The organism is Xanthomonas sp. WHRI 1810A, from assembly GCF_040202885.1.
GTDB lineage: Bacteria > Pseudomonadota > Gammaproteobacteria > Pseudomonadales > Pseudomonadaceae > Aquipseudomonas.
Genome location: NZ_JBEGED010000018.1, coordinates 86,057 through 110,405, shown reverse-complemented (window position 1 = coordinate 110,405; position 24,349 = coordinate 86,057). Strand labels below are relative to the sequence as shown.

Annotated in this window: 29 protein-coding genes; 13 read left to right on the top strand and 16 right to left on the bottom strand. The window is 61.2% G+C overall.

Annotated elements, in window-relative coordinates; all coding sequences use genetic code 11:
- Window positions 1–31 precede the first annotated feature (31 nt).
- Both ABQX22_RS22665 and ABQX22_RS22660 read left to right on the top strand, forming a co-directional pair.
- Window positions 32–580, top strand: a complete 549-nt coding sequence (locus tag ABQX22_RS22665; protein WP_349802108.1) for a sterol desaturase family protein — start codon at window positions 32–34, stop codon at window positions 578–580.
- 39 nt (window positions 581–619) lie between these two features.
- Window positions 620–1,408 carry an SDR family oxidoreductase gene (locus tag ABQX22_RS22660; protein ID WP_349802107.1) on the top strand — a complete coding sequence of 263 codons (789 nt, stop codon included), beginning with the start codon at window positions 620–622 and terminating at the stop codon, window positions 1,406–1,408.
- 76 nt (window positions 1,409–1,484) lie between these two features.
- Here the strand turns inward: ABQX22_RS22660 and sodC are convergent, their stop codons facing one another.
- Both sodC and ABQX22_RS22650 read right to left on the bottom strand, forming a co-directional pair.
- Window positions 1,485–2,003, bottom strand: coding sequence for a superoxide dismutase [Cu-Zn] SodC (gene sodC / locus ABQX22_RS22655; RefSeq protein ID WP_349802106.1), 519 nt, complete (start codon window positions 2,001–2,003; stop codon window positions 1,485–1,487).
- Between the two features lie 276 nt (window positions 2,004–2,279).
- A complete protein-coding gene (locus tag ABQX22_RS22650) occupies window positions 2,280–3,149 on the bottom strand; it encodes a LysR family transcriptional regulator (protein WP_349802105.1) in 870 nt (289 codons plus the stop codon).
- A gap of 140 nt (window positions 3,150–3,289) precedes the next feature.
- On the opposite strand from ABQX22_RS22650, the gene ABQX22_RS22645 reads away from it, so the two are divergent.
- A complete protein-coding gene (locus tag ABQX22_RS22645; RefSeq protein ID WP_349802104.1) occupies window positions 3,290–4,462 on the top strand; it encodes a mandelate racemase/muconate lactonizing enzyme family protein in 1,173 nt (390 codons plus the stop codon).
- Window positions 4,463–4,586: 124 nt separating this feature from the next.
- Here the strand turns inward: ABQX22_RS22645 and ABQX22_RS22640 are convergent, their stop codons facing one another.
- Both ABQX22_RS22640 and ABQX22_RS22635 read right to left on the bottom strand, forming a co-directional pair.
- Window positions 4,587–4,886: a protealysin inhibitor emfourin gene (locus tag ABQX22_RS22640; protein ID WP_349802103.1), complete on the bottom strand. Its 300-nt coding sequence runs from the start codon at window positions 4,884–4,886 to the stop codon at window positions 4,587–4,589.
- A gap of 20 nt (window positions 4,887–4,906) precedes the next feature.
- Window positions 4,907–5,974, bottom strand: a complete 1,068-nt coding sequence (locus ABQX22_RS22635) for a M4 family metallopeptidase (RefSeq protein WP_349802102.1) — start codon at window positions 5,972–5,974, stop codon at window positions 4,907–4,909.
- Between the two features lie 115 nt (window positions 5,975–6,089).
- On the opposite strand from ABQX22_RS22635, the gene ABQX22_RS22630 reads away from it, so the two are divergent.
- Window positions 6,090–6,443 carry an SPOR domain-containing protein gene (locus tag ABQX22_RS22630; RefSeq protein ID WP_349802101.1) on the top strand — a complete coding sequence of 118 codons (354 nt, stop codon included), beginning with the start codon at window positions 6,090–6,092 and terminating at the stop codon, window positions 6,441–6,443.
- A 109-nt stretch (window positions 6,444–6,552) separates the two neighbouring features.
- Complete coding sequence (locus ABQX22_RS22625; RefSeq protein WP_349802100.1) at window positions 6,553–7,041, top strand: hypothetical protein; 489 nt, start codon at window positions 6,553–6,555, stop codon at window positions 7,039–7,041.
- A gap of 116 nt (window positions 7,042–7,157) precedes the next feature.
- Here the strand turns inward: ABQX22_RS22625 and ABQX22_RS22620 are convergent, their stop codons facing one another.
- On the bottom strand, window positions 7,158–7,475 hold the full coding sequence (locus tag ABQX22_RS22620) for a DUF883 family protein (protein WP_349802099.1): 318 nt from the start codon (window positions 7,473–7,475) through the stop codon (window positions 7,158–7,160).
- A gap of 223 nt (window positions 7,476–7,698) precedes the next feature.
- On the opposite strand from ABQX22_RS22620, the gene ABQX22_RS22615 reads away from it, so the two are divergent.
- Complete coding sequence (locus ABQX22_RS22615) at window positions 7,699–7,953, top strand: hypothetical protein (protein ID WP_349802098.1); 255 nt, start codon at window positions 7,699–7,701, stop codon at window positions 7,951–7,953.
- 136 nt (window positions 7,954–8,089) lie between these two features.
- On the opposite strand, the gene ABQX22_RS22610 is transcribed toward ABQX22_RS22615, so the two are convergent.
- From ABQX22_RS22610 to ABQX22_RS22600, 3 genes are all read right to left on the bottom strand, one after another.
- A complete protein-coding gene (locus ABQX22_RS22610) occupies window positions 8,090–8,569 on the bottom strand; it encodes an LEA type 2 family protein (RefSeq protein WP_349802097.1) in 480 nt (159 codons plus the stop codon).
- A 273-nt stretch (window positions 8,570–8,842) separates the two neighbouring features.
- Window positions 8,843–9,301 (bottom strand): DUF2214 family protein, encoded by a 459-nt coding sequence (locus ABQX22_RS22605; RefSeq protein WP_349802096.1) that lies wholly within the window; start codon window positions 9,299–9,301, stop codon window positions 8,843–8,845.
- A gap of 351 nt (window positions 9,302–9,652) precedes the next feature.
- Window positions 9,653–10,765, bottom strand: a complete 1,113-nt coding sequence (locus tag ABQX22_RS22600; protein WP_349802095.1) for a GNAT family N-acetyltransferase/peptidase C39 family protein — start codon at window positions 10,763–10,765, stop codon at window positions 9,653–9,655.
- A 219-nt stretch (window positions 10,766–10,984) separates the two neighbouring features.
- On the opposite strand from ABQX22_RS22600, the gene ABQX22_RS22595 reads away from it, so the two are divergent.
- Together ABQX22_RS22595 and ABQX22_RS22590 are read left to right on the top strand one after the other, a co-directional pair.
- A complete protein-coding gene (locus tag ABQX22_RS22595) occupies window positions 10,985–12,457 on the top strand; it encodes a RimK family protein (RefSeq protein ID WP_349802116.1) in 1,473 nt (490 codons plus the stop codon).
- A 4-nt stretch (window positions 12,458–12,461) separates the two neighbouring features.
- Entirely contained in the window at window positions 12,462–13,394 is a 933-nt protein-coding gene (locus ABQX22_RS22590; protein WP_349802094.1) for a magnesium transporter CorA family protein, read from the top strand.
- A gap of 519 nt (window positions 13,395–13,913) precedes the next feature.
- Here ABQX22_RS22590 and pbpG read toward each other — a convergent pair.
- Window positions 13,914–14,849 carry a D-alanyl-D-alanine endopeptidase gene (pbpG, locus tag ABQX22_RS22585; protein ID WP_349802093.1) on the bottom strand — a complete coding sequence of 312 codons (936 nt, stop codon included), beginning with the start codon at window positions 14,847–14,849 and terminating at the stop codon, window positions 13,914–13,916.
- 292 nt (window positions 14,850–15,141) lie between these two features.
- Between pbpG and ABQX22_RS22580 the strand changes: the two genes are divergently transcribed.
- Window positions 15,142–15,702, top strand: coding sequence for a hypothetical protein (locus tag ABQX22_RS22580; protein WP_349802092.1), 561 nt, complete (start codon window positions 15,142–15,144; stop codon window positions 15,700–15,702).
- Between the two features lie 105 nt (window positions 15,703–15,807).
- On the opposite strand, the gene ABQX22_RS22575 is transcribed toward ABQX22_RS22580, so the two are convergent.
- The gene (locus ABQX22_RS22575; protein WP_349802091.1) at window positions 15,808–15,990 is read right to left on the bottom strand and encodes a hypothetical protein; all 183 of its coding nucleotides are present in this window, start codon (window positions 15,988–15,990) and stop codon (window positions 15,808–15,810) included.
- A 135-nt stretch (window positions 15,991–16,125) separates the two neighbouring features.
- Complete coding sequence (locus tag ABQX22_RS22570) at window positions 16,126–16,320, bottom strand: hypothetical protein (protein ID WP_349802090.1); 195 nt, start codon at window positions 16,318–16,320, stop codon at window positions 16,126–16,128.
- A 780-nt stretch (window positions 16,321–17,100) separates the two neighbouring features.
- Between ABQX22_RS22570 and ABQX22_RS22565 the strand changes: the two genes are divergently transcribed.
- Window positions 17,101–17,916, top strand: a complete 816-nt coding sequence (locus tag ABQX22_RS22565; RefSeq protein WP_349802089.1) for a shikimate 5-dehydrogenase — start codon at window positions 17,101–17,103, stop codon at window positions 17,914–17,916.
- A gap of 128 nt (window positions 17,917–18,044) precedes the next feature.
- Here ABQX22_RS22565 and ABQX22_RS22560 read toward each other — a convergent pair whose 3' ends face one another.
- Window positions 18,045–18,713 carry a YceH family protein gene (locus ABQX22_RS22560; RefSeq protein WP_349802088.1) on the bottom strand — a complete coding sequence of 223 codons (669 nt, stop codon included), beginning with the start codon at window positions 18,711–18,713 and terminating at the stop codon, window positions 18,045–18,047.
- 118 nt (window positions 18,714–18,831) lie between these two features.
- Between ABQX22_RS22560 and ABQX22_RS22555 the strand changes: the two genes are divergently transcribed.
- Window positions 18,832–19,341 (top strand): DUF1993 domain-containing protein, encoded by a 510-nt coding sequence (locus ABQX22_RS22555; RefSeq protein WP_349802087.1) that lies wholly within the window; start codon window positions 18,832–18,834, stop codon window positions 19,339–19,341.
- Between the two features lie 63 nt (window positions 19,342–19,404).
- Here the strand turns inward: ABQX22_RS22555 and nhaR are convergent, their stop codons facing one another.
- Window positions 19,405–20,301: a transcriptional activator NhaR gene (gene nhaR / locus ABQX22_RS22550; RefSeq protein WP_349802086.1), complete on the bottom strand. Its 897-nt coding sequence runs from the start codon at window positions 20,299–20,301 to the stop codon at window positions 19,405–19,407.
- A gap of 115 nt (window positions 20,302–20,416) precedes the next feature.
- Between nhaR and ABQX22_RS22545 the strand changes: the two genes are divergently transcribed.
- The gene (locus ABQX22_RS22545) at window positions 20,417–21,181 is read left to right on the top strand and encodes a TerC family protein (protein WP_349802085.1); all 765 of its coding nucleotides are present in this window, start codon (window positions 20,417–20,419) and stop codon (window positions 21,179–21,181) included.
- A 121-nt stretch (window positions 21,182–21,302) separates the two neighbouring features.
- Here the strand turns inward: ABQX22_RS22545 and ABQX22_RS22540 are convergent, their stop codons facing one another.
- Entirely contained in the window at window positions 21,303–21,476 is a 174-nt protein-coding gene (locus ABQX22_RS22540; protein WP_349802084.1) for a hypothetical protein, read from the bottom strand.
- Window positions 21,477–21,698: 222 nt separating this feature from the next.
- Here ABQX22_RS22540 and ABQX22_RS22535 point away from each other — a divergent pair, with 222 nt between their 5' ends.
- Window positions 21,699–22,415: a hypothetical protein gene (locus tag ABQX22_RS22535; protein ID WP_349802083.1), complete on the top strand. Its 717-nt coding sequence runs from the start codon at window positions 21,699–21,701 to the stop codon at window positions 22,413–22,415.
- A 58-nt stretch (window positions 22,416–22,473) separates the two neighbouring features.
- Here ABQX22_RS22535 and ABQX22_RS22530 read toward each other — a convergent pair whose 3' ends face one another.
- On the bottom strand, window positions 22,474–23,757 hold the full coding sequence (locus ABQX22_RS22530; protein ID WP_349802082.1) for an NAD(P)/FAD-dependent oxidoreductase: 1,284 nt from the start codon (window positions 23,755–23,757) through the stop codon (window positions 22,474–22,476).
- A 164-nt stretch (window positions 23,758–23,921) separates the two neighbouring features.
- Window positions 23,922–24,269 (bottom strand): hypothetical protein, encoded by a 348-nt coding sequence (locus tag ABQX22_RS22525; RefSeq protein WP_349802081.1) that lies wholly within the window; start codon window positions 24,267–24,269, stop codon window positions 23,922–23,924.
- Between the last annotated feature and the right edge of the window lie 80 nt (window positions 24,270–24,349).

Below are 24,349 nucleotides of genomic sequence, written 5' to 3'. Positions count from 1 at the left end.
TGGCGCGGTCAAGCGAGTCGTCCACGCCGTTATGAGTGACCGTTATCCGATGATTTTCAACTTCGCCATTTTCCTCTGCACCCTGGTGGCCATGGAGGGTGTGGGCTTTCTGGCGCACAAGTACGTGATGCACGGCTGCGGCTGGTGGCTGCACCGCTCTCATCACGAAGAACAACTGGGCGCCCTGGAAACCAACGACGTTTACCTGATGGTGCTGGCCGCGTTCGCCATCACCCTGATCATGCTGGGCCTTAATGGCCATGATCCTCTGCAATGGGTGGGCGCGGGCGTGGCGGCTTTCGGCCTGATCTACGTGGTGGTCCACGACGGCGTCGTGCATCGGCACTGGCCCGTTCGGCCCCAACCGCGCAACCGGTATCTGCGGCGCCTGTACCACGGGCACTTGATGCACCATGCGGTCAAGGGACAGCACAACAGTGTCTCGTTCGGCTTTCTCTACGCGCCGCCCACAGCGACGCTAAAACAGCAACTGCGCGCCATGCGCCCGCGTCTGGCGGAATCGGCGGACGAGGGCACTACCGGCCTGCAACTGGACAACGACCGCAGCAGCCGGGCTTGACGGCACGCGGCCTCACTTTCGCCTCACAGGAGTTTGATCATGGAATTGGGCATCTCGGGACGTTGGGCCGTGGTTTGCGCGGCCAGTAAAGGGCTGGGCTTTGGTTGTGCGAAGGCGCTGGCCAAAGAGGGCGTGAACCTGGTGATCAACGCCCGGGGCGACGAAGTCCTGCAACAGGCCGCTGCGCAATTGCGCACCCTGTCGCCGGGTATCGAGGTGCGGACGGTGGCCGGGGACATCAGTGAGGCCCGGGTGCGTGAGCAGGTGCTGGCCGCGTGTCCGCAGGTGGACATCCTGGTCAACAACGCGGGCGGGCCGCCGCCGGGGGACTTTCGCGACTGGCAGCGCGAGGACTGGATCAAGGCGCTGGACGCGAACATGCTGACGCCCATCGAGCTGATCAAAGCCTGCGTCGACGGCATGGCGGAACGCGGCTTCGGGCGCATCGTCAACATCACCTCAGGCGCAGTCAAGGCACCCATCGATGTGCTGGGCCTGTCCAACGGCGCCCGCAGCGGCCTGACCGGCTTTATCGCAGGCCTGGCGCGTCAGCCGAAACTGGCGGGCAACAACGTCACCGTCAACAACCTGCTGCCGGGCCCGTTTGACACCGAGCGGCTGCAGAAGAACATCGGCCTGGCCGCCGAAAAAAGCGGCAGCTCGGCAGAGAGTGTCTGTGCTCAGCGCCGCAAAGCGGTGCCGGCGCAACGCTTTGGCAACGCCGATGAGTTCGGCGCGTTCTGCGCGTTTTTGTGCAGCGCCCACGCCGGGTTCTTTGTCGGCCAGAATGTGTTGCTGGACGGCGGCGGCTACCCCGGCACGTTCTAAATCCTCACGCTACAAACGCAGATGGCGCCTAAATGGCGCCATCGTCGTTCTTGCAGCTTGCAGCTTGCGGGCTAAATCAAATCACCCCGCAGGCCATCCGGTCACCGCCACCGCCCAGCGGCTTGGGCATGTCCGAGTGGTTATCGCCACCCACATGCACCATCAGCGCATGGCCTTTGACTTCGCTCAGGGTCTTCAGGCGTGGGGCCAGCACCGGGTCAGTCGCCATGCCGTCCGCAGTCACGTAGATCGCCGGCAGGTCGCCCAGGTGGCCGTCCGCGTAGGGGCCCAGGTGTTTGCCGGTCTTCTTCGGATCGAAGTGACCGCCAGCCGCCAGCGCCGCGACTTTCACGCCGTCCTTGGTGCCTGCATCACAGCTGCCGTTTTCATGCACGTGAAAACCGTGCACGCCGGCTGGCAGGGATTTCAGGTTCGGGGTGAACAGCAAACCGTAGGCGGTTTCGCTGACGGTGACGTTGCCAATGGCCTTGGGCGCACCATCGGCGCTGACCAGATTGATCGGCACTTCAAGCGAGGCCGCCTGCGCGCCGAAGGAAAGGGTGCCGAGAAGGCCGAGCCAGAGATAGGATTTCATGTTCGTCCCTTAAGTGGTGTCTTGAGTCTTCAACTGACCGGCAAAGCGCCGGTTATGTTCACTTTCTTTTGGCCGGACGACGTCCTGCTTCTGCCCGGAGGGCGTGGGAGTTGGCTTGCCGACGATGGGGTGCGCAGCGGCCCTGAAACCGGAACGCCAGGTACCTCAGGGAGACCGCATTCCCGTCGTTTGCTACCGCTTCGCGGCAGATCGCAGACACGTCAGCTCCCACGGCCTCCGGCCAGAATCAACAGCGACATTAGCGTCGGACGGCGCTCAAAACTTCGCCCAGAAATCCTCCGCAAAATCACTCAGCTCGGCATTGGGCCGGAACAGGCGGATTTCCACTGGAATGTCCCAGCGCTCATCCAGGGCGCGGACCAGTCGGCCGTCGGCGATTTCCGGGGCCGCCAGGGTGCGCGGCAGCCAGGCAAAGCCTTTGCCCTGCTGCGCCATGGACAACAGCACCGCCGCCAGGTGGGAACTGAACACGGTGTGCAAGGCCGGCGCTTGGGTTTCGTGGTGCAGGCGGGCCGAGACGATACGGCCCAGTCCCGACTCCGCCGTGTACGCCAGGTGCGGCAGTGCGTCGCCTTCGCTCGGGAATTGTGAGCCAGCGGCGCGCAACGGCACCAACACGTCGCTGCCCACCACCCGGGACTGGAACTGATCGGCAGCGAAACGCGGCGGCACGTCAGGGTGCTGGTGGCACAGTAAAAACTGCACCTCGCCGCTGAGCAGCATCTGTTCGCAGACCTTCATGTTGTCCGACAGCAGCCGGATCGCTTCGATGGGCCCGGCGCGTTCCGCTGCGCGCACCCAACCGGGAAAAAACGTGAAGGACAGCGAATGGGTCGCGGCAAAATGCAGGGTCCGCGCCTGTCTGCCCGCCACTTCCCGGGCTTCCTGGCGCATCCGGTACAGCCGCCGCGTCATGTCCTGCGCCTGTTCGAGCATGTGCCGCCCGGCATCGGTCAGGCTGGCGCCTTGCGCGGTGCGCTCGAACAAATCCACGCCGACCCACGTTTCCAGCGCGCGGATCCTGCGGCTGAACGCCGGTTGGGTGACGTGACGCAACTCGGCAGCGCGGGAAAAGTTACCGCTTTCTGCCAGCGCGTTGAAATCTTCCAGCCAGAGCAATTCCATCGTGATGCCGTCCGTGCATGGGGTGCCGCGTTTTTAGCATTGGCTGGCGCGCAAGGTCCAGCCTTAGAGTGGTGCTACACGACGCGGCGCTCATCGGGCACCGCGCGCCAGAAGAACAATCAGCGCCACAGGAGTCACCTATGCGTATCGTCGACATCCGCGAGAAAACCGTTTCCATTGCCTCGCCGATTGCCAATGCCTACATCGACTTTTCCAAGATGACCTGCTCGGTCGTCGCCGTGGTCACCGACGTGATCCGCGACGGCAAGCCGGTGATCGGCTACGGCTTCAACTCCAACGGCCGCTACGGCCAGGGCGCATTGATGCGCGACCGCTTTCTGGCCCGCGTGCTGGAAGCCGATCCGGAGACGTTGATCGACCAGGAAAACAACAACCTCGACCCGTTCGCCATCTGGAAAGCCCTGATGACCAACGAGAAGCCTGGCGGTCACGGCGAGCGCTCGGTGGCAGTCGGCACCATCGACATGGCGGTGTGGGACGCGGTCGCCAAGATCGAAGGCAAACCGCTGTATCGCCTGCTGGCCGATCGTTACCGTGACGGTGTGGCTGATGACAAGGTGTGGGTCTACGCGGCCGGCGGTTATTACTATCCCGGCAAGGACCAGACCAAGCTCAAGGCCGAAATGCAGAGCTACCTGGACCGCGGCTACGACGTGGTGAAAATGAAGATTGGCGCGGTGCCGCTGGACGAAGACCTGCGCCGTATCGAAGCGGTGCTGGAAGTGGTGGGGGATGGTCAGCGCCTGGCGGTGGACGCCAACGGCCGTTTCGACCTGAAGACCGCGATTGCCTACGCCGAAGCCATCAGGCCGTACAACCTGTTCTGGTACGAAGAGGCGGGCGACCCGTTGGACTACGCGCTGCAAGCCGAACTGGCCAACCACTACGACCTGCCCATGGCCACCGGTGAAAACCTGTTCTCCCACCAGGACGCCCGCAACCTGTTGCGCCACGGCGGCATGCGCCCGGATCGCGATTTCCTGCAGTTCGACTGCGCGTTGTCCTACGGCCTGGTGGAATACCTGCGCACCCTCGACGTCATGAAAGAACTGGGCTGGTCCTCGCGCCGCGTCGTGCCCCATGGCGGTCACCAGATGTCGCTGAACATCGCTGCCGGGTTGCACTTGGGCGGCAACGAATCCTACCCGGACGTGTTCCAGCCATTTGGCGGGTTCGCCGACGGGATCAAGGTCGAGCACGGCTACGTCGGCCTGCCGGACATCCCGGGCGTGGGCTTTGAAGCCAAGTCCGCGCTGTATGCCGTGATGCGTGAGTTGGGTGAGCGGGCTTAACAGCCGGGCCTCAACCCCTCTGTAGGAGCGCGCTTGCCCGCGATTGCGGTATGCCTGTGTCGAAATTGATCGCCTGACACACCGCAATCGCGGGCAAGCGCGCGCCTACAGGTTTGCGGGTGGTTCACAACCCCTGTGGCTTCGCCCGCTGCTGCAGAAACCCCAGCAGCGTCCGGGCGGAGGCGGGGACGTTGTGGTCGTCGAAGGTCACAGAGATGCCGTTGCGTTCGTCTTCGATGGTGATCTCGTACTGCCTGGCATCGCGGGCCTGTGCCGATACCCGTCGATCAGACTTCACCAGCCCGCTTTCCAGCACCAGCCGCCTGAGCTGTTCGGCGTCCGGGCCTTCGAGGTCGGCGGTGTTGACTTCGCAGCCGCGGACCGCGCCGGCGAACCCGCCTGATTGCACGAAACAGACTTTCATCATTGCGCTCCTCTCGTGGTTCACACCGTGATGCCGACCTTCTTCCACGCCGCCTTGACCGCGCGTTTGGCGGCGGCGCCGAATCGGGCGTTGCCTGCCACTTGTACGCTGATCCGGGCGCAGTCGGCAAACTGACTGTCGCTGTGCAGTTGCAGCAGGGTTTCGTACCAGATCCGGCCGGCGACGTCCCAGGCATTGCCACCCAGCGCCTGCGCGGTCAGCACGAACGCGCGGTTGGGAATGCCCGAGTTGATGTGCACGCCGCCGTTGTCACTGGGGCCGGTGTACAGGTGCTTCATGGTTGCCGGTTGCGGATCGTTGCCCAGGTCCGGGTCGTCTTTGTACGCGGTGCCCGGATGCGCCATGTCGCGGATGCCCCGGCGAGTGGGCGCGGGCACCAGCAGTTCCTTGCCGATCACCCAGTCAGCCTGCTCGACGCTGATGCCTTCCTTCCATTGCCGCACCAGGATGCCGAACACGTCGGCGAAATGTTCATTCAGCGCGCCGGACTGGCCCTGGTAGGTCAGGTTGCTGGTGAACGACTCCACGCCATGGGTCAGTTCATGGCCGATCACTTCCAGGCTGCGGGTGAAGCGCTGAAACACCACGCCATCGCCGTCACCGTAGGCCATCTGCTGGCCGTTCCAGAAGGCGTTGTTGAGCGGGACGAACGCGCCGCTGAAATCCACCTCGGCCATGTGCACGGTGGAGACCAGGCTCATGCCTTTGTTGTCCAGCGAGTTGCGTTGAAACAATTGCTCATAGAAATCGTAGACGTCTCCGGCGCCGTCGTACGCCTCATCGGTGGCCGCATCGCCCGCACGTTTCTGGCCCTCGGCGCGCACCAGAGTGCCGGGCAGAGTGTTGGTGCCCTTGGCGTCGTAGACCAGGCGATGCTTCTTGCCATCGGGGGATTTGTTGGCCATCAGACTCGGCATGGCCTGGGCAGAGGCGCGCAGGGCGCGGAACGCAGAGCCGGTGGACAGGTTGGCGATGGCCAGGGCACGGACCTGTTGATGGGGCGATTGGGCCAGGTGTTCCATGATGTAAGGCGGGATGAAGCACTGCAGCGGGTGACGTGTGCACATGAACATTCTCCCTCAACGGCATTGGGTACTGACAGTCATCAGCTTGGGCAGCGCGACAGGCGTTGATGTTCCTCTCGGTGGTAGACTCGCGCCACTTCAGAGGAGGAGCTTAGACGTGCGCAAGATGGTCATGATGGTCGCGGTAGTGATGCTGGCAGGTTGCGACGGCGGTAAGCCGGCCGAGACGGCCAAGGTTTCGAACCAGCCGCCTGCCGCCGAGGCAGCCCCGAGTGCAACCCCGCAATGGACGATCCAGGTCCGCTTGAAAGAAGCCCTGAGTGACATGGCCTATTGGCTGGTCGAGCACCATTACCCGTCGTACGTGGTGAAGATCGACGGCAAGGAAACCATCATGATCGGCCCGTTCACCTCGCAGCAGGAGGCTGAAAAGGCCAAGACCGATATCGATGCGGCGATGGCCAAGGCCCACCGATGGTCGGAACTGGAAATTATCGCGCCCAAGGGCTGAAGGCGGGCGGGCTCGACGGCAGCGATGTCGCGCGACACCCGGGCGCGGTTGTGCCACCCTCGATTCACGTATCCGAATCATCGCGTACATGAATGAGGGAATCGCCGCTATGGACGAGATTCAACGCCTGGGCGAACTGCTGATCGCCAATCAACGCCACGAACAGGAAAAGCACGAGCGGTTTCACGCCGACATCGCGCGCTGGGGAGCCAGCATTCTGGCGTTGTACGGGCAAATCGAGCAGTGGCTCAAGCCGCTGGTCGAGGCCGGCCACATCCGTCTGGAGTTCGAACCGCACCTTGCGCAAAGCAAGGGCTACCCCGACGAGCATTCACCGTTCCACACCCAGCGCCTGACCCTGACGATCATCAATCGGCAGGTGATCTTCGTGCCGGAAGCCATGGGCAACAAGGGGGTTGTGTCGGTGGATGTGAGCGGGCTGAGCCTGCACGGTCAGGAGCAGTTCACCCTGAGTCAGGCGCCCGGTGCCAATGACTGGCTGCTGAAGAAGCGGACCGGGGTGAAGGAGCAGGAGCCGCAAGTGCTGACGGCGGACTACCTGGCGCGGCAGTTGCAGAGTCTGGTGCCGCAGGTCTAGCGGGAACTGATACGTGTAGGAGCGCGCTTGCCCGCGATCGCGGTGTGTCTGCGACGGATCCGTCAGCTGACACCACCCCATCGCGGGCAAGCGCGCTCCTACAGATTTGCGTTGTGTTACTTACGACCCAGCAGCAAACCGACCACCAGACCAAAACCCGCCGAGACCGCAACGGTCTGCCATGGGTGACCACCGATGTAGTTTTCGGTGGCTTCGACCGCAGGCTTGGTCTTTTCACGCACGCTGACCAGCGAATCCCGTGCCTGCTTGAGCTTGAGGCTCATCTGTGCGCGGACGGTTTCTGCGTCTTCGCCGACGAGCGCGGCACTGTCTTTCAGCAGTTTGTCGGACTCTTCAATGAGGGCCGCCAGGTCGCTGAACGCCTGATCCTTGATCTGTTCGGCGGCGGTTTGGGCAGCAGTTTTACGAGCCATGGTGTTTTCCTTTCGGTTGATAACGGCAGTGACCAGTGGAGTCGCGGGACTTCGGAAAAGTTGCAGTATGCGGTAAGACTTATCGAAAAAAGAACGACGAATGTCGCGGGAAGGCGGCGTCGTCGGGTGTAAGATGCTGTCGTTTTTCGGTCTTTGGACCGGTGTTTCAGCGCTGGGATGGCTTGCGGTCCAGCGCGCTCAGCTGCGATAAGAGGTAACCATCATGAGCTTCAATCTGGCCAACAAACCCCTGCATGAGCGCGCCGCGCTTGAAGATGAAAAATCCCGTCTGTACGACCTGTGGCAAGGCAACCTGGGCAAGGCCAAGGGCGAGGCCGCGCGCTTGATGGGTGAACGGGCCAAGCGCAAAGGCAAATGGTCGGAGTGGGTGCGGTCCGAGCTGGACACCCTGTCGCCGCCGGAATACGCCAACATGGTGCGCAGTGAAGTCAACCGCTTGGTGGCGGCCGCACGCTGAATCTGCACTGCTTAACCGACGAACCTGATCCGTTGGAGCGAGGCTTGCCCGCGAAGGTTGTTCAGGCGCCAGGAATGCATGGCCAGTGTTGGCCTCTTCGCGGGCAAGCCTCGCTCCACAAAAGCAGTAGTCGCCGTTACCACGTGCCGCCTGCTGACCGCGGCAGGTTCAACGTCCCGCTGTCACTGAAGCGCATCGTCCCGAACAACCCGCCCGCCAGTTTCCCGTGCAGCTCATACGGCAGGTTGTTCAGGCTCTGGGTTTCGCTCAGGCCTACCGCCTGACGCAGGGCAGCAAACGCCGACACCGTGACCGGCACGGTAATGATCCCCTCCGAAAAGCGCCCGATGGTCCCGCTCTGATTACTCACCCCGGACGCCAGCAGCTTGTCGTTGACGTCCAGGTTCAGCGCCACGCCGCTGTAGGTAATGTCGTTTTCGTTGGGGTTCTGCAGGCGCAGTTTCACCGCGAAGCGAATCTCCAGGCCCTGGCCCTGCAGCGGCTCGATGCCCACCACATTGATGTTCAACGGATCGCGATTGGGGAACAGCGCGCAGGCGCTCAATGCCAGGATCAGCAGGCCGGCGAGCAGGGTGCGGAACGGGCGAAATGACATGGCGACTCCAGTGGAAAAAAGACGGTGGCGGGGCGTAACGGACGGCTTTGGACGATCCGCGCTCACCCCACTGTGCGACCGCGGTGTGCCAGGTAGGTTCTGTTTTCGCGGCGTGCAGGCGGGCAAGGCGCTCTGCCCGCAGGGATTGTGAACAGGAGCTTGCCCGCGATTCGTTTTCAGGCGCCCAGCGAGGCGCCGCAATGATGCAGGCCCAAGCCGAGCAGGCTGAGTCCTGCAATGGAGCACTGGCTCGCTGATTGATGAGGACCCGGTTCAACTCAGCAGATTGCCCCGCGCCATCCCCGTCGCGGCGATCACGATGATCACCATCAATGCCGCTTCCAGGTGGCTGATGCGGGCAAAGCGTCGGGCCCGGGAGGTGTCGATGGCCAGTTGTTTCTTGAACGCCACGCGCCACTTGATCAGCGCGACCATGGGGATGACTTCCAGCGCGAGGATCACGATGAAGGCCGTGATTTTCAGGTGGAAGAGGGGCTGATGCAGGTAGTAGAACGAGCCTTTTTCGACGCCGCCGAACGCGCGGTAGACCCCGGTGATCAACAGCACGCCAGCGGAAACGCCCCAGATGTTGTCGACCACGAAGACATCGCGGAACGACCGCGCATCATCGCTGCGCAAACGCCTCAAGGCCCTGCCGCGCGCGAGCACGGCCGCCAATGCAAAACCAAACGCCAACACGTGCAACGCAGCCAGCACCCATTTGAATAGCATGGTCCCGATCCCCCGGCGATTTGATAAGCAAGCGACCCTCACGCGTTAGCGTAGCGGGTCGCTGGGGATATGCCGGACGGCGTGTCACGTCGGTGGTTCGGCGAGGGTGGCGCGGTCGCGTGATCAGGGTTTAGGTCCACGTCGCTTGTTGCGCTCGTACACATACTCAAAACAGAACAGCAGAATGCCGAGCAGTGTGATGCACGCAATAATGATCATGCCAATGACTGAGTTATTCACGTGAATGTCCAGACCGTTGCGCCCTTGGGCAGAAGTTGTATTGCGGCGCAAATGACGGCCTGTTGCAATAATGACGACGCACTCTTTACGGCCTTCAACTGACTGTTGACGTTATTTATACGAAGTTGCTGATGGCCGGTAAATCATGATGGCCGCCTTGAGTTTGTCCGCGCCGAAACAACTCATGGCGGCAAACTCTTGATGACTGACCGGCATGTACTGGCAATCAAGCGGTTGTCGCTGTTGGTTGTGGTCAACGTCCGGATCGTGCAAGTAAACAAAGTCTTCGTCGGCGTCGGTTAACAGCACCCAATGCGGTGCTTTCGAACGCGTCAGGCGGTAGCTGCTGATCAGCACCAGGGCAAGTGCGCGTTCGGCTTTCACGTCGGTCAGGTTCAAGGGGCCGTTGGCCAACTGCCTGATGGCGCTGGCGTCCAGCTCGCGGCTGAAGATGTCATGCACCAGACGCATGACTTCTCTTTTCTCTTCGCTGCGCACCCCGGCCAGGAACAGCGGCCCTGGCACCGACACCTGCAGCGCGACCTCAAAGCCCCGCCTCGAAGCGGCCAGCGCCAGGCCCTGCGGGCTGCAACCGCCATGACCGGCGGTCATGAACACGGTCGTTGCTTCGCGCCAGATCTGCAGTTCTTCATCGCGGCTCATGAGCCGCGCCGGCTGCAGCGCTTTCATCGCCATCAGCAGGCAGGCCGGGCCGCAGGTGAAGTCCAGGGTCTGGCGGTAATAGGGAATCCGCTGGTTGCTGCGCGGGGCGTGGTCCCGAATGCGTTTTTCATAGCGCAGCGCGGGGGCGTGGTCTTCGTAGTAGTCATCGACCTGCTCAAACAGGCGATAACCCTGGTGCTGGTACAGCGCAATGGCCGCCGCATTGTCGGGGCGCACCTCCAGGCGCAGCCAGGCACAATCACGCTCGATGGCTCGCTGTTCGGCTTGCGCCAGCAACTGTTTGCCCAGGCCTTTTCCTCGGGCAGCATCGGCGATGGCCAGCGAGTAAAGACGGCCCAGCGAGGTGCCACGGTGAAACAATACCAGCGCGTAACCCAGCAGACGGCCTTGCGCCTCGGCCACGATCAGGCTGGCGTTGGCGCGACTGACCATCCACTGAAAGTTACGGGTATTGAGCCGGTCGGTTTCAAAACATTGATTCTCCAGGCGCAGAAGTTCATCCACGTCATTGAGCAGAGCCGGGCGGTATATAAAGTTCATCTGGGCAACCGTAAAGAATGAGTAACGACACGGGACATTTCTACAAAGGCATGTTTTATAGAAAGGACTTGTTTCCCGAAGGACTCACGACTCATGAATGCGGTGCCGGTAAAGACGGATGAAGTATCAGCTCAACCTGGACGTTCGGCAAACTTAAATATTGAATCGCTGCGGCCACTCTCGTCGCAGCGAGTCTCCACACAAAGTCAGTTGGTCATTGTGGTGGAGCGGCTGGAAGATTGGGCTTCGTATCTGCCCAGCGAGTCCTTGATCAGCGCTCAGGATTATCTGGAAAAACCGCTGGAAGGTTCAGGCGGCAAACGCGTGCAGGTGATCAATCTGTGCCGCAGTTATCGCTATCTGGGTCACGGCTATTACTGTTCGCTGCTGGCCGAGGCGCGGGGGCATCACGTCATTCCTTCAGTGAAAACCATCAGTGAGCTGACGCGTAAATCCTTGTACGGCCTGGCCCTGGATGATCTGGACAAGTGCCTCGAACACGCGCTGCACGACCACCCCTATGACGAAACCGAAGGCTTTACTCTGACCCTTTATTTCGGGCAGACCGACTTGCCGCCCTTGCAGGATCTGGCGCGGCAGTTATTCGAAGCATTCCCGGCGCCGATCCTGCTGGTGGAGTTTCGCAAGCGCGACACGTGGCACATCGAAGGGGTCAAGACCGGGTCCCTGACGCGTCTGCGTGATCATCAACAGGATCAGTTCGCCGAATCCCTTGACCGTTTCAGTCGCAAGATCTGGCGTCAGCCACGCTCGCGCCGGACCTTCCGCTATGACATGGCGATCCTCCATGACCCCCACGAAGCGCTGCCGCCTTCCAACGCCAAGGCGCTGGACAACTTCATTCGGGTCGGCCGGCGGATGGGCGTGGACGTCGAATTGATCGAAAAGAAAGACTACTCGCGGCTGGCCGAGTACGACGCGTTGTTTATTCGCGAGACCACCAGTGTCGACAACCACACCTACCGTTTCGCGAAAAAGGCCGAGAGCGAAGGGCTGGTGGTCATGGACGATCCGGCGTCGATCCTGCGTTGCACCAACAAGGTCTACCTGACCGACCTGCTCAAAAGCCACGGCCTGGGCATGCCCGCCACCGAGATCCTCTACAAGGAGCGTCCCGACGATCTCGAGCAGGTGGCGGCGCGGCTGGGCTTTCCGCTGGTGCTGAAAATCCCTGACGGCTGTTTTTCCAAGGGGGTGATCAAGGTGCACAACGCGCAGGATCTGCAGGCTGCTGCCCGCAAGCTGTTTGAGCACTCGGTCTTGCTGCTGGCCCAGGAGTACCTCTACACCGAGTACGACTGGCGCATCGGCGTGCTCAACCGCAAGCCAGTGTTTGCCTGTCAGTACTTCATGTCCAAGGGGCACTGGCAAATCTACAACCACAAGGCCCAGGGCGCGGAGATCAACGGCGAATGCCGGACGCTGGCGGTGCATGATGCGCCGCGTGCGGTGGTGGAACTGGCGGTCAAGACGGCGAACCTGATCGGCGACGGGCTGTATGGCGTGGATCTGAAGCAGCCCGGGGATCGGGTGGTGGTGATCGAGGTCAATGACAACCCCAATCTCGATGCCGGGACCGAGGACGCCTGGTTGCAGGACGACCTGTACGCCTTGGTGCTGGAGGAGTTCATCCGCCGGCTGGACATCAAGCGTCGCGGTCAGGCGTGGTGAAGCCTTGATCCAGCACTATCGTCTGCACGAAGGGCGGCTGCTGGCATGCGCCGAGCAAGATGCCAGGGTGTTGTGGTTCAGTGAACCGGACGCTGCAGAAAAAGGCGTGCTGCTTGAGCGCTTTCATCTGGACGACCATGCCCTGGCCTCGGCGCTGGACCCGGACGAGGTGTCACGCATCGAGTTTCATCCCAATGCCCTGTTCCTGATCTGCAAACGCCCGGAAAACTACTCGGGCCATGACAGCTTTTCGTTCGACGTTTCATCGTTCGGCGTCTTGCTCGCCCACGACCAGATGGTGCTGTTGTGCCCCGATGACTCGCAGCTGGCGGACCTGGGCCTGCACCGGCCGATGACGCAACCGCTGGACGTGCTGCTGGAGTTGCTGTTCAACAATATTCATCACTACCTGGGGCACCTGAAGGTGATCAAGATGATCGCCCGCGAGCTGCAACAGCAGTTCAATGCCTCGATGGACAGCCGCCATCTGGTGCAGATGTTCAACCTGAGCGAGAGCCTGGTGTATTACATCAACGCCATCGACAGCAACGGTTCGGTGCTGACCCGGCTGCGCAATCACGCCCTGAAAAACCAGTACGGCGCCGACAGCCTGGCGTTGATCGACGACATGATCATCGAGAATGACCAGTGCCATAAACAGGCGCAGATCTACTCCACGGTGTTCGCCAGCCTGATGGATGCACGCGGTAATCTGGTGAATAACAACACCAATAACCTGCTGCGCAAACTGACGCTGATCAATGTGGTGTTTTTGCCATTGAACCTGCTGGCGAGCATCGGCGGGATGTCGGAATTCAGCATGATGACCACGCCGATCCCCTGGTGGATCAGTTACCCGACGCTGCTGATGGGCATGGCCGGGTTGGGGGTGTTGATGGTGCTGGGGCTCAAGCGGATGGCGCGGGCGAATCACTGAGTGATCGGCCTGCTGCGATAAACCTGTAGGAGATCCCCCGGTCGTCCAGACGCCGCGCTGTCGCGCAGCAAACTGGGAGGCCTACGGTGCTTTTGATTCTGGCCGCAGGCCGTGGGAGCTGGCTTGTCCTGCGATCTGCCGGGAACCGGCAGTGAAACCTGTGCACGCGGCGCGTCTGACAGGCCGAGGACTTAGGTTTGGGGCCGCTGCGCAGCCCATCGTCGGCAAGCCGGACTCCCACGCCCCCGGGGCAGAAGCAAGGTTGTTGAGCTTTCAAAATCAACAACACATCCCTTGTTTGATGAGAGTGAGCTTGCTTGCGATGGGGTGTGATGGGAGACGGCTGTGGGAGGGAGCTTGCTCGCGATAGCTGTTTCAGTCACCAGCGGGAGTGTCTGGACACACGCATCGCGAGCAAGCTCCCTCCCACCTGTCCCGGCTATCGGGCGTGAAACTCAGGCCTTGTGCTGGTCACTAAAAGCTTCGCGGGCAAGCCTCGCTCCAACAGGCCGCGGTGAGTCAATCCGACGCCTGCAAGCCTTTCTGGCGCATCACCAGATTCTTGTCCTTCTTGTACTGCAGCGCGACTTCAGGGGCCGGGCCGCTTTTGCCGGTCTCCATCCACAAACGCATGCGACTGGCGTCGGCGAAGTGGGTGAATTTGCCGAAGGCATCGAGGATCACCACTGACACCTGACGGTTGGCCATGCTGGTCAGCAGCACCAGGCAGTGACCGGCCTGATTGGTGAAGCCGGTTTTGGTGAGCTTGATGTCCCAGTTGGATTTGCGCACCAGGTGGTCGGTGTTGCTGAAGCCCAGCACATAGGTCGGCTTGCGGAACGTGACGGTCTTCTCCGGCGTGGTGCTCAGCTCACTCAGCATCGGGTAATTGCGCGCGGCGAGTGCCAGCTTGGTCAGGTCACGGGCGGTGGACACGTTGAACACCGACAAACCGGTGGGCTCCATGTAAACGGTGTGCGCCATGCCCAATGCCTTGGCCTTGGCGTTCATGGCCTTGATGAACGCGGGGTAACCGCCTGGGTAACTGTGGGCCAGGCTGGCGGCCGCGCGGTTTTCCGAGGACATCAGGGTGATCAGCAGCATGTCATGACGGTTGAGTTCGCTGCCCAGCTTGACCCGGGAAAACACGCCCTTCATTTCAGCGGTCTGGGAGATGTCGACCTTGACCATCTCGTCCATCGGCAATTTGGCGTCCAGGGTGACCATCGCGGTCATCAGCTTGGTGACCGATGCAATCGGCACAATCACATCCGGGTTGCTTGAATACAGCACCTGACCGGTACGCAAGTCGGTGATCATGGCGCTGCCGGAGGCCAGATGAAGTTGCGAGGGGTCACGGTTGAAGGCAGCAGGTTCGTTCGCAAGGGCAGGGGTGGAAAGTGCGGCGCCTGTAAATGCAAATAATAGGCTTAATAGTGATACGCGAATTTTCAAGAGCAAAGCTCACTTATAGGTAGAGTGCGCCGCCAGGCAGAATGCGCAGCAGGACGCGAGTTGTTCAGAACTTTTAATATTCGCGCATTTTAGGAGCATGCTTTGCGGGATGTCGATGGGGTTTGTAGGAGGTTTCGCTAATAAAGGTAAGAAGAAATGAATCGTCGACAGTCTTCAGACAGCATTCTTGTGATTGTCGGCTTGCTGCCGATATTCATGGAAGTCCATGCCCTCAGCTATTAGCATTCGACGCCATCGAATGCCTTACGCCAAATTGACCAGGAGTCGCGCAATGCCCAAGGGTTTTATCAGCAAGGAATACGCGGCATTGGTGTCTGCCGCGGTGGTTGTTGCCGTGCTCTTGCTCGCCGCCGGCTTTCTCGCACGGCCTTCGGACTGGGCCGGGTGGATTCAGGCCATCGGCCTGATCGTCGGCCTGATGATGGCGGTGGCAGTACCGGCGATCCAGAACGCTCGCCATCTGGCCGCGCAGCAAAAGCTGGTCCGCGACCGCGAAACCGGCTACGCGCGCCGTCTGCAATACCTGTGCGGCGAGCTGAACGAGATCCTGGCGCGGATCACGGTGAACCTGGTTCACCTGCGCGCCGCCGACCGGTACCGTCTGCAACGCACGCTGGTGGATTATCTGCACCGCCTGTTCGAATCCCACAAGCTGGACCAGAACGACGATCGCATCGTCATTGCCCATGAGCTGCGCCTGGTGGCGAACGAGCTGGCCGACGAACTGGAAAGTGGCCGCTCCGACCGTGTCGTCCTTCTGGGGCTGGACAAGCGGCTGCAGAAACTGGCGCACCGCTGCCAGGTGAATGCCGCGATGGCAGAGCGGGTCTGAAACGAGTCAGCACTCAATGGCAGGCAAAAAGAAGCCCGCGTCGGGGGAGGCGGGCTAAAGGGAAGTGCGGAGCAACGCACGATTTCAGAAGAAGCGTAAATGCCGTCAACTGTTCAGTTGGCGGGTCTCCAGGCGTTGTGACAACGCCTGTGCGTCGGGCAACGACGCCAGCGGGCCGCTGACCGGTTCGCCGTCGTGTATGAGGTACCAACAGGCCAACAGGCCGCGTTGTCGAAGCTGAGCGGGAACGGCGCTGCCGATGACCGACATGATTTGAACCTTGGACATAACTGCCTCCATCAATCTATGGCGCCACTCTACGGCGCTGCTGCCGAGAGCAGAAATCACTGCGCTCGATAGTCGTCATTGATGATTCAGAGGGCAGCCACGCTTGCCAGGCGGGAATGGAGCGGTGGGCGACGGTCAGTCAACCACCTGATCAAGCATCGTGATGACTTCATGCTCGGACAGCAGACCCTTGTCTACCAGGTTCTGCGCCAGTAACGAGACGAGTTTGGCGGCACGGTGGCCTTCCAGGCTCTTGAGTTCGGTCAGCACGTTGTAAACCTTGCTGGACGTGCACAAACCTGCAGCGCGATGCGGATTCTGTGTGGGCATGGCGGGCGTTCCCGTTCTTATTGGTGGCATGTAAGGCCGTGCGCAAGGCGCACGGCGAAGTTCAATGCGGCGTTTGTGTGCTTCAGCGACTGTGGGCTGATGCCTGTCGTTCAACGAAAGTTTTTATCACTGGCGCGCCTGAAACGACAACCCCGCCTGGCGGGCGGGGTTGGGAGAGCGTGTTCAGTTACCAGCGGCCGGGGCCACCGTGATAGTAGCCCTGCGGCGGGCCGTAATACCCACGGGGTGGACCGTAGTAACGAGGGGGGCCGTAGTAGACCGGCTGTTGAACCACATAGGCCGGCTGGTAATAGACCGGAGGCGGTGGCGGCGCGTAATAGACAGGTGGCGGTGCATACACGGGTTGTTGCTGAACATAAACGGTGTTTGGACCCGAGTTGGCAACCGCCGCGCCAACCACGCCACCGACCACTGCACCTATAACCGCCGCTCCACCCCAGCCAGGGCCGCCGCCGCCACCATGGGCTTGAGCTTGGCCTGCAAGGGCCAGGGCACCTAATAACAAGGCAACCTTGGGAATGTGACGAATCATGACTGTTCCTCGGTGTTCAGTCCCGTTGTCGCGAGCCTGCGTTACGCTCAGGCAGTGCCACGGGATAACTGATCAGACAGCGGCTTTTCGCAAAACTGCGCAGCCGTTGCGTAAATTTTGTGTAAGGTATCGGGCGCTTAATATTGACAATGAATCCGCTGTTTAGGCGGTCCGCGCATAGTACGCTTTTATCCCCGCGTATTTCTAATACCGTTCAGGAGATTTTAATGCCCGTCACTGCAAGCAAAGAGACGTTGTTGTGCATGTCCCTCGCCGGACGTCCCGGTAACTTCGGCGTGCGCTTTCATAATCATCTTTATGAGCAACTGGGTCTGAACTTCTACTACAAGACTTTCGCCCCCGCTGACCTGCCCGCCGCCATTGCCGGCATGCGCTCGCTGGGCATTCGCGGTTGTGGCGTGTCCATGCCCTTCAAGGAAGCCTGCATCGCTTTGGTCGATGAAATGGACCCGTCGGCCGCGGCTATCGAGTCAATCAATACCGTGGTCAACACCGACGGTCATCTCAAGGCCTACAACACCGATTACATTGCCGTGGCGCAACTGGTGGATACCCATGCGCTGCCTCGCACCCGGTTTGCGTTGCGCGGCAGCGGCGGCATGGCCAAGGCCGTGGCGTTTGCGCTGCGCGATGCCGGTTTTACCGATGGCGTGATCGTGGCGCGTAATGAAGCGGCGGGGCGGGCGCTGGCTGCTTGCGCGGGCTTGGAGTGGCGGGCGGAGCTGGGGGCGGAGCGTGTGCCGTTGCTGGTAAACGTCACCCCGTTGGGCATGGCTGGTGCCCAGGCCGACGAGCTGGCGTTTGACGAAGCAGCCATCGCCGCCGCCCACACGGCCTTCGACGTGGTCGCTACCCCGGCGCGCACCCCATTCATTGTGCGGGCCGAAGCGCTGGGCAAGCGGGTGATCACCGGCGATCAAGTGGCTGCGATTCAGGCGCTGGAGCAATTCATTCTGTACACCGGCGTGACCCCGACGCAGGCGCAGTATCAAGCGGCTGCTGCGTTCGCGCGCGGGGATTGACGACACGGTGTAGGAGCGCGCTTGCCCGCGATGGCATTATTTCAGGTGAAAGAGATGTGTCGGATGCATCGGCCTCATCGCGGGCAAGCGCGCTCCTACAGTGTTTTATGCGCCGCATATCCCGCCTATCAGCTCTCCCACTTCGTCAACCGTTCCTCCAGCGCCGCGACGCGCGCTTCCAGGGCGTCGATGCGCTCGGAGGCGGCACTGCTGGCGCTAGCCTGTTCCGCCGCCGGCGCCGGGCTTGCCGCCAGAATCCCTTCCATGTCAGCCGAATCACCCAGCGCATGCATGTAGCGGTCTTCGCGCTGGCCGGCCTGTTTGGGAATCAGTACCGCCAGCCCTCGGCCGATCAGACGTTCCAGTTGATGAACCACTTGTTCGGTGTCTTCGAAATCGTGCATGCGCTGGCTGCGGGTCAGCAGTTCGTTGACCGTCTGCGGCCCCCGCAGGAACAGCAATCCACTGAGGATCACCTGCGCCGGCACCAGCTCCAGGGTCTTGTCGACACGGTGTTCCCAGCGGTCGGCACGGCTGCCCATCACCAGGCGAGTCAGTTGCAGCCCCTCAAGCGCACGCAGGCTCTGCCCGACCTGACCCGGGGTCAGGCTCATGACCGGGTCGCGGCTGGTCTTCTGATTGCACGCCAGCACCAGTGCGTTCAGGGTCAGGGGATAGGTTTCGGGGTGGGTCGCCTGCTTCTCGATCAGGCAGCCCAGGATTCTCACCTCGGCGCTGTTGAGTTGCAGCGTGCCCTGGTCGTCTGCGGCGTTTTCGGTGGTCGGCTCGTTGGACATGGCGCATTCCCTGGGCAGTGAAAAGGCTATGAGGGTAGGGGCTCGATGAGGTAAAAGACAAGCCGCGTTAGCCTGTTCGACGTGCTCATTACTGCGACCCACCCCCTCAGGAACCGTTATGACCATCTCTCTATACGCCGCTTCCATTCCTGTTTTCAAGCAAATGCTCACCGCGCTGGCCGCCGTCCTGGCCAAGGCTGAAGCCCACGCCACCGAGAAAAAAATCCAGCCGGACGCGCTGCTGCAATCGCGTCTGTACCCGGACATGCTGCCGCTGATCCGTCAGGTGCAGATCGCCGTCGACTTCTCCAAAGGCGCCACTGCCCGTCTGGCCAACATCGAAATTCCGAAATACGAAGACACCGAAGCCTCCTTCGCCGACCTGCAAGCATTGCTGGCCAAAGCCCTGGCGTTCATCGGCAGCGTCACGCCGGAGCAGGTCGACGGCAACGAAGACCTGGACATCGTCCTGCGCCCCGGCACGCCGAACGAGAAGCACCTCAAGGCCCAGCCGTATCTGCTGCATTACTCGCTGCCGCAGTTCTTCTTCCACGTGACCACGGCGTATGACCTGCTGCGTCACGGCGGCGTGGAAATCGGCAAGCGCGATTACATGGGTTCGTTCTGATTGGGTTCGTTCTGAGTGGCCTTGATCTGAGCCAGCCCGGACAACCGACTGCCCCCGATCCGCTCAGTCGGTAAACAGCTCTCGTCGAGCGCCCTCGGTAATCGCCACGATGCCGGGGTGCTTGACCTTGCGCTCCACCGAGATCGCGTAAAACGACTCGGTCACCGCGTCGGTCTGACCGATCATCTCGACGTCATACTGCGCCATCACCTCGTCAGCGATCACGCTGGGCGCCATGAAAATTCCGCTGCCTGACTTGCCGAAAGCCTTCATCAACGCGCTGTCGTCGAACTCGCCGACAATCTTGGGCTGGATTTTCTGCTCGGCAAACCAGCGCATCAAACGGCTACGGACTACAGTCAATTGACCCGGGATCAGCAGCGGTGCGCCTTGCATGCCCTGGGGAAAGTCTTTTCCGTATTGGGTCGCCAGGGCCTTGGTGGCGAAAAAGCTGACGCCGCATTCCCCGAGTTTCTGGCTGTAGCCCTTGATGTCCAAATGCGACGGCATGGGGCTGTCGGAAATCACCAGGTCCAGGCGCTGGATCGCCAGGTCCGCCAACAGACGCTCCAGCTGGTCTTCGCGGCAACTGATGCGCATGGGTTCGCTCAGCTCCATGGTCGGCGCGATCAGGCGGTAAACAATGGACTTGGGCACCACGTCGGCCACGCCCACTCGGAACAGGATCTGCTGCTCGTCGGGCTGGGTGCGCAGCACCGCTTCCAGTTCATCGCCAAGCTGGAACATCTGCTCGGCGTAGGGCAGGGCGAGGCGGCCGGCTTCGGTCAGTTCCAATTGACGACCGACGCGCTTGAACAGATCCACGCCGAAGGTCTGTTCCAGCAGGCTGATCTGGCCGCTGATGGTCTGGGGCGTGAGGTTCAACTGTTCGCAGGCGCGCACGATGCTGCCGGTCTTGGCGACGACCCAGAAGTAATGCAGCTGTCGGTAATTGAGCATGGCGTTTATCACTTCGTTAAAACCGAAGTATAGCCGTTAAAAATACGAATTTTCCTGAAGTGTTGCGCTCACTAGAATGCGCGCTACCTCATTGGACCGATCAAGGCTTACGCGTATGGAATATCTTCTGGAATTGGCCGTCAGCCCCGCTGCCTGGATAGCCCTGGCAACCCTGGTGGTCATGGAAATCGTACTGGGTATCGACAACCTGATTTTTATCTCGATCCTGACCAACAAGCTGCCGGTGCATCAACGCACCAAGGCCCGCCGCATTGGTATCAGCATGGCGTTGATCCTGCGGCTGGGCTTGCTCAGCACGGTGGCCTGGATCGTTCAGCTGACCGCGCCGGTGGTTGAAGTCTTCGGCCAGACGTTCTCCTGGAAAGACATGATCCTGATCGCCGGTGGCCTGTTCCTGTTGTGGAAAGCCACCACCGAGATCCACCACAGCGTCGACATCAAGACCGAAGAGGAGAAGACCCTGGCCTCCACCGTCACCCTGGGCATGGCCGCTGCCATTGGTCAGATCCTGATGCTGGACCTGGTGTTCTCCATCGACAGTATCGTTACGGCGGTGGGCATGACCGAGCACTTGCCGATCATGGTGATCGCGGTAGTGGCTGCGGTGGTGGTGATGCTGGTGGCCTCGGAGCCGTTGGCTAAATTCATCAACGAGAACCCGACGGTGGTGATGCTGGCACTGGGCTTCTTGATCATGATCGGCATGACGCTGATCGCCGAAGGCTTCGGCGCCCATGTGCCTAAAGGCTACGTGTACGCAGCGATGGCGTTCTCGGCCCTGATTGAAGTGCTGAACATGCTGGCCCGCCGCAGCAAGCAAAAGAGCCTGGCCGAGGACAAGGCCGCTCACAAGGTCTGAACAGGCCCAAGCCTCTGAAGCAAGGATGCTTCAGGTGACAGCAACACAGACAAAATACGGTTGGGATGGGACACCATCACCGACCGTTTTTTATGTTCGGTCGCACGCAGCGCCGTCGCGATCAGTGCAACGGAGCAGGGCGGTTTTTCGGGTTGTTCACACGCGGCAGCGGCACCGCTTTACTCGGGTGATGAGGATGATGACGGCGAGAAATTCTCAGCACGCCCCACAACATGGCACCCGCCACAGCAAGCCAGCCAATGATCAACATCACGATAGTCATTCCGAGGCTCATACGTCCCTCCGGCTACTTTGCCTTTTCAGCGTCTAACTAATCGACAGTCTAGTCCGGGCTATGTTTCGGTAAGTTGACCAGTGGCTGATTGGCATGACCGATTTGTTCTATCGCCTGCGTTTCACTGCGCGTTGGCGCTATACCCAAACCGCCGACGGCTCTATGATCGGCCGCAAGATCGGGTCACGGGTTACTCGACGTCGCTGCAAGTGAGTGAATGACGTGTCGGTATTATCTCGATTTCAGGCTACAGGCCTGCGCCGCAGCGGTTGGCTGCTCGCTGTCGTTGTGGCACTGAGTGGTTGCGCGGGCGGCCATAGCGGCTCGGGCGACTACACCGGTGTGGAACCGGAATACAAGCGCCTGCCGGATCGGGTGGAACTGAACTCGGTGCCCTTTTTCCGTGGCGACGAGTACCAGAGCGCCCCCGGCGCGTTGGCGGGTATGCTGTCGGCGCGTCGCGTGCAGATCACGCCGGGGCTGGTGGAGAAGCCGTTGAAGTTGCCAGGCGGCGAAGCCCGGCTTGAGCAAAGCATGCCAAACCTGGCGCGTCAGTACGGGTTCGTGGTGTACCCGGTGGACGGCTCGCTGCCGGCGCTGCTGGCCCAGGTAGCCGCCGGATTTCCGGTCATGGTGCGCTTTTCCGAAGGGTCAATGTGGTGGAAAGAGCCGCGCTACGGCGTGCTGATCGGCTTTAACCAGCGCCGGCGCACGGTGGTCCTGCAGGCCGGGCAGAACCGGCGGATGCTGATGAGTTTCGAGGCGTTCACTGCCGCATGGGGCAATGCTGGCAACTGGGCCATCTTGATTCAGGGCCCACGGCAATTGCCCGCGCAGATTGATCGTGACCGCTGGCTGAACGCCGCTAACGCCCTGGCACAGGCCGGGCAGGAGCAGGCGGCGGGCGAGGCGATCAAGGCACTCAATAACGCCCGTTGATCGAGGCTTCAAACCAGAAACGGCGCCTTCAGGGCGCCGTTTGTGTGTCTGATTGACCTTAAAAACCCAGTCTGTCCCGCAGGCTGTAATACCAGGCGCCCATGGCCGTCAGCGGTGTGCGCAACAATTGACCGCCGGGGAAGGGGTAGTGCGGCAGACCGGCGAACGCATCGAAGCGTTCGGCCTGACCGCGCAACGCTTGGGCCAGGACCTGACCGGCGAGATGGGTGAAGGTCACGCCATGGCCGCTGCAGCCCTGGGAGTAATAGATGTTGTCGCCCAGGCGGCCCACTTGCGGCAAACGCGACAGTGTCAGCAGGAAGTTGCCGGTCCAGGCGTAGTCGATTTTGACATCCTTGAGCTGCGGGAAGGCCTTGAGCATCTTCGGCCGGATGATGGCCTCGATGTTGGCCGGGTCCCGCGCGCCATACACCACGCCACCGCCGAAGATCAGGCGCTTGTCGGCAGTGAGACGGTAATAATCGAGCAGGTAATTGCAGTCTTCGACACAGTAATTCTGCGGCAGCAGGCTCTGCGCAAGGGCATCGCTCAGGGGGGCGGTGGTGATCACTTGCGTGCCGCAGGGCATCGATTTGGCTGCCAGTTCCGGTACCAGATTGCCCAGGTACGCATTGCCCGCAACGATCACAAACTTGGCATTCACCCGGCCCTGAGCCGTGTGCACCACGGGACTGGCGCCGCGATCGATGCGGATCGCCGCCGATTGCTCACGGATCACGCCGCCCAGTGATTCCACTGCCGCCGCTTCGCCCAACGCCAGGTTCAACGGATGGATGTGACCGCCGCTCATGTCCAGCAAACCACCGATGTACTGATCGCAGGCCACCACTTCGCGGATACGGGATTGGTCCATCAATTCAAGCTGGGTATGACCGTAGCGCTCCCACAGGGTTTTCTGCGCCTCCAGATGGCCCATCTGCTTGGGCGTCAACGCGGCAAACACGCCGCCGTCGACCAGGTCGCACTGGATCTGATACTTCGCCACCCGCTCGCGAATGATACCGGCGCCCTCGAACGCCATTTGCCCCAATAACTGCGCCTCTTTGGGGCCGACGGTGCGCTCGATCACATCCAGATCGCGACTGTAGCTGTTGACGATCTGCCCACCATTGCGGCCTGAGGCGCCGAACCCGACCCTGGCCGCTTCCAGCACCGTTACACTGAAACCGGCTTCCAGCAGAAACAGCGCGCTGGAAAGACCGGTGTAGCCGGCGCCGATGATGCACACATCGGTGTGCGTCTCACCGTCCAGTGCCGGGCGCAGCGGTGCGGCGTTGGCCGAGGCCGCATAATAAGACGCTGGATATGCCGTGTTCGCCATCCTGAACCCCCGTTTTATATTTTTTACGAATGGGACGGATGCTACCTGAGACGGGAGGGTGTCACCAGTCGGGAAGCGAGTCGAGACGTTGATTTGGCGGGGTGTATTGCAGGCATAAAAAAGCCCGACACACAGCCGGGCTTTTTGGTCTCGATGCGAGGCAATCAGCCGCCCGCACCCCCCGCACCAGGCAGTCGAGGCAAGGGCGATCCGCTCGACCCATTGCCTTTCGATTCACTGCCGGCAGCGCCGGTGTCTGTGCCTACGTCACCGCTGCCGGTTCCATTTTTCATGAATTCTGCGCGTATGCCGGTGTCGGCCCCGGCACCATCGCCGCCGATCTGGATGCCCTGTCGGGCAGAATCATTACCTTGCATGCGTGGGTCCACGCCAGTTTGGGAGGGCGGCGCGCCCATGGCCGGGGTGGCGGGGGAATTGACGCCCGCGAAGGCCGAGACCGATGCCGCAAGGCACACGGCTGTGAGCGCACATGCAGCCAATAATGTGTTCATGAGGTCACTCTCCAGTTGGGGATCCTTACCTGAGGTTGGGCCATCTGCCACTGCAGTTGGTGCCATCATGGCGACAAACG

Coding starts and splice junctions, on each gene's coding strand:
- ABQX22_RS22665 (WP_349802108.1), top strand. CDS start 32: ATGAGTGACCGTTATCCGATGATTTTCAACTTCGCCATTTTCCTCTGC.
- ABQX22_RS22660 (WP_349802107.1), top strand. CDS start 620: ATGGAATTGGGCATCTCGGGACGTTGGGCCGTGGTTTGCGCGGCCAGT.
- sodC (WP_349802106.1), bottom strand. CDS start 2,003: ATGAAATCCTATCTCTGGCTCGGCCTTCTCGGCACCCTTTCCTTCGGC.
- ABQX22_RS22650 (WP_349802105.1), bottom strand. CDS start 3,149: ATGGAATTGCTCTGGCTGGAAGATTTCAACGCGCTGGCAGAAAGCGGT.
- ABQX22_RS22645 (WP_349802104.1), top strand. CDS start 3,290: ATGCGTATCGTCGACATCCGCGAGAAAACCGTTTCCATTGCCTCGCCG.
- ABQX22_RS22640 (WP_349802103.1), bottom strand. CDS start 4,886: ATGAAAGTCTGTTTCGTGCAATCAGGCGGGTTCGCCGGCGCGGTCCGC.
- ABQX22_RS22635 (WP_349802102.1), bottom strand. CDS start 5,974: ATGTGCACACGTCACCCGCTGCAGTGCTTCATCCCGCCTTACATCATG.
- ABQX22_RS22625 (WP_349802100.1), top strand. CDS start 6,553: ATGGACGAGATTCAACGCCTGGGCGAACTGCTGATCGCCAATCAACGC.
- ABQX22_RS22620 (WP_349802099.1), bottom strand. CDS start 7,475: ATGGCTCGTAAAACTGCTGCCCAAACCGCCGCCGAACAGATCAAGGAT.
- ABQX22_RS22615 (WP_349802098.1), top strand. CDS start 7,699: ATGAGCTTCAATCTGGCCAACAAACCCCTGCATGAGCGCGCCGCGCTT.
- ABQX22_RS22610 (WP_349802097.1), bottom strand. CDS start 8,569: ATGTCATTTCGCCCGTTCCGCACCCTGCTCGCCGGCCTGCTGATCCTG.
- ABQX22_RS22605 (WP_349802096.1), bottom strand. CDS start 9,301: ATGCTATTCAAATGGGTGCTGGCTGCGTTGCACGTGTTGGCGTTTGGT.
- ABQX22_RS22600 (WP_349802095.1), bottom strand. CDS start 10,765: ATGAACTTTATATACCGCCCGGCTCTGCTCAATGACGTGGATGAACTT.
- ABQX22_RS22580 (WP_349802092.1), top strand. CDS start 15,142: ATGCCCAAGGGTTTTATCAGCAAGGAATACGCGGCATTGGTGTCTGCC.
- ABQX22_RS22575 (WP_349802091.1), bottom strand. CDS start 15,990: ATGTCCAAGGTTCAAATCATGTCGGTCATCGGCAGCGCCGTTCCCGCT.
- ABQX22_RS22570 (WP_349802090.1), bottom strand. CDS start 16,320: ATGCCCACACAGAATCCGCATCGCGCTGCAGGTTTGTGCACGTCCAGC.
- ABQX22_RS22565 (WP_349802089.1), top strand. CDS start 17,101: ATGCCCGTCACTGCAAGCAAAGAGACGTTGTTGTGCATGTCCCTCGCC.
- ABQX22_RS22560 (WP_349802088.1), bottom strand. CDS start 18,713: ATGTCCAACGAGCCGACCACCGAAAACGCCGCAGACGACCAGGGCACG.
- ABQX22_RS22555 (WP_349802087.1), top strand. CDS start 18,832: ATGACCATCTCTCTATACGCCGCTTCCATTCCTGTTTTCAAGCAAATG.
- nhaR (WP_349802086.1), bottom strand. CDS start 20,301: ATGCTCAATTACCGACAGCTGCATTACTTCTGGGTCGTCGCCAAGACC.
- ABQX22_RS22545 (WP_349802085.1), top strand. CDS start 20,417: ATGGAATATCTTCTGGAATTGGCCGTCAGCCCCGCTGCCTGGATAGCC.
- ABQX22_RS22540 (WP_349802084.1), bottom strand. CDS start 21,476: ATGAGCCTCGGAATGACTATCGTGATGTTGATCATTGGCTGGCTTGCT.
- ABQX22_RS22530 (WP_349802082.1), bottom strand. CDS start 23,757: ATGGCGAACACGGCATATCCAGCGTCTTATTATGCGGCCTCGGCCAAC.
- ABQX22_RS22525 (WP_349802081.1), bottom strand. CDS start 24,269: ATGAACACATTATTGGCTGCATGTGCGCTCACAGCCGTGTGCCTTGCG.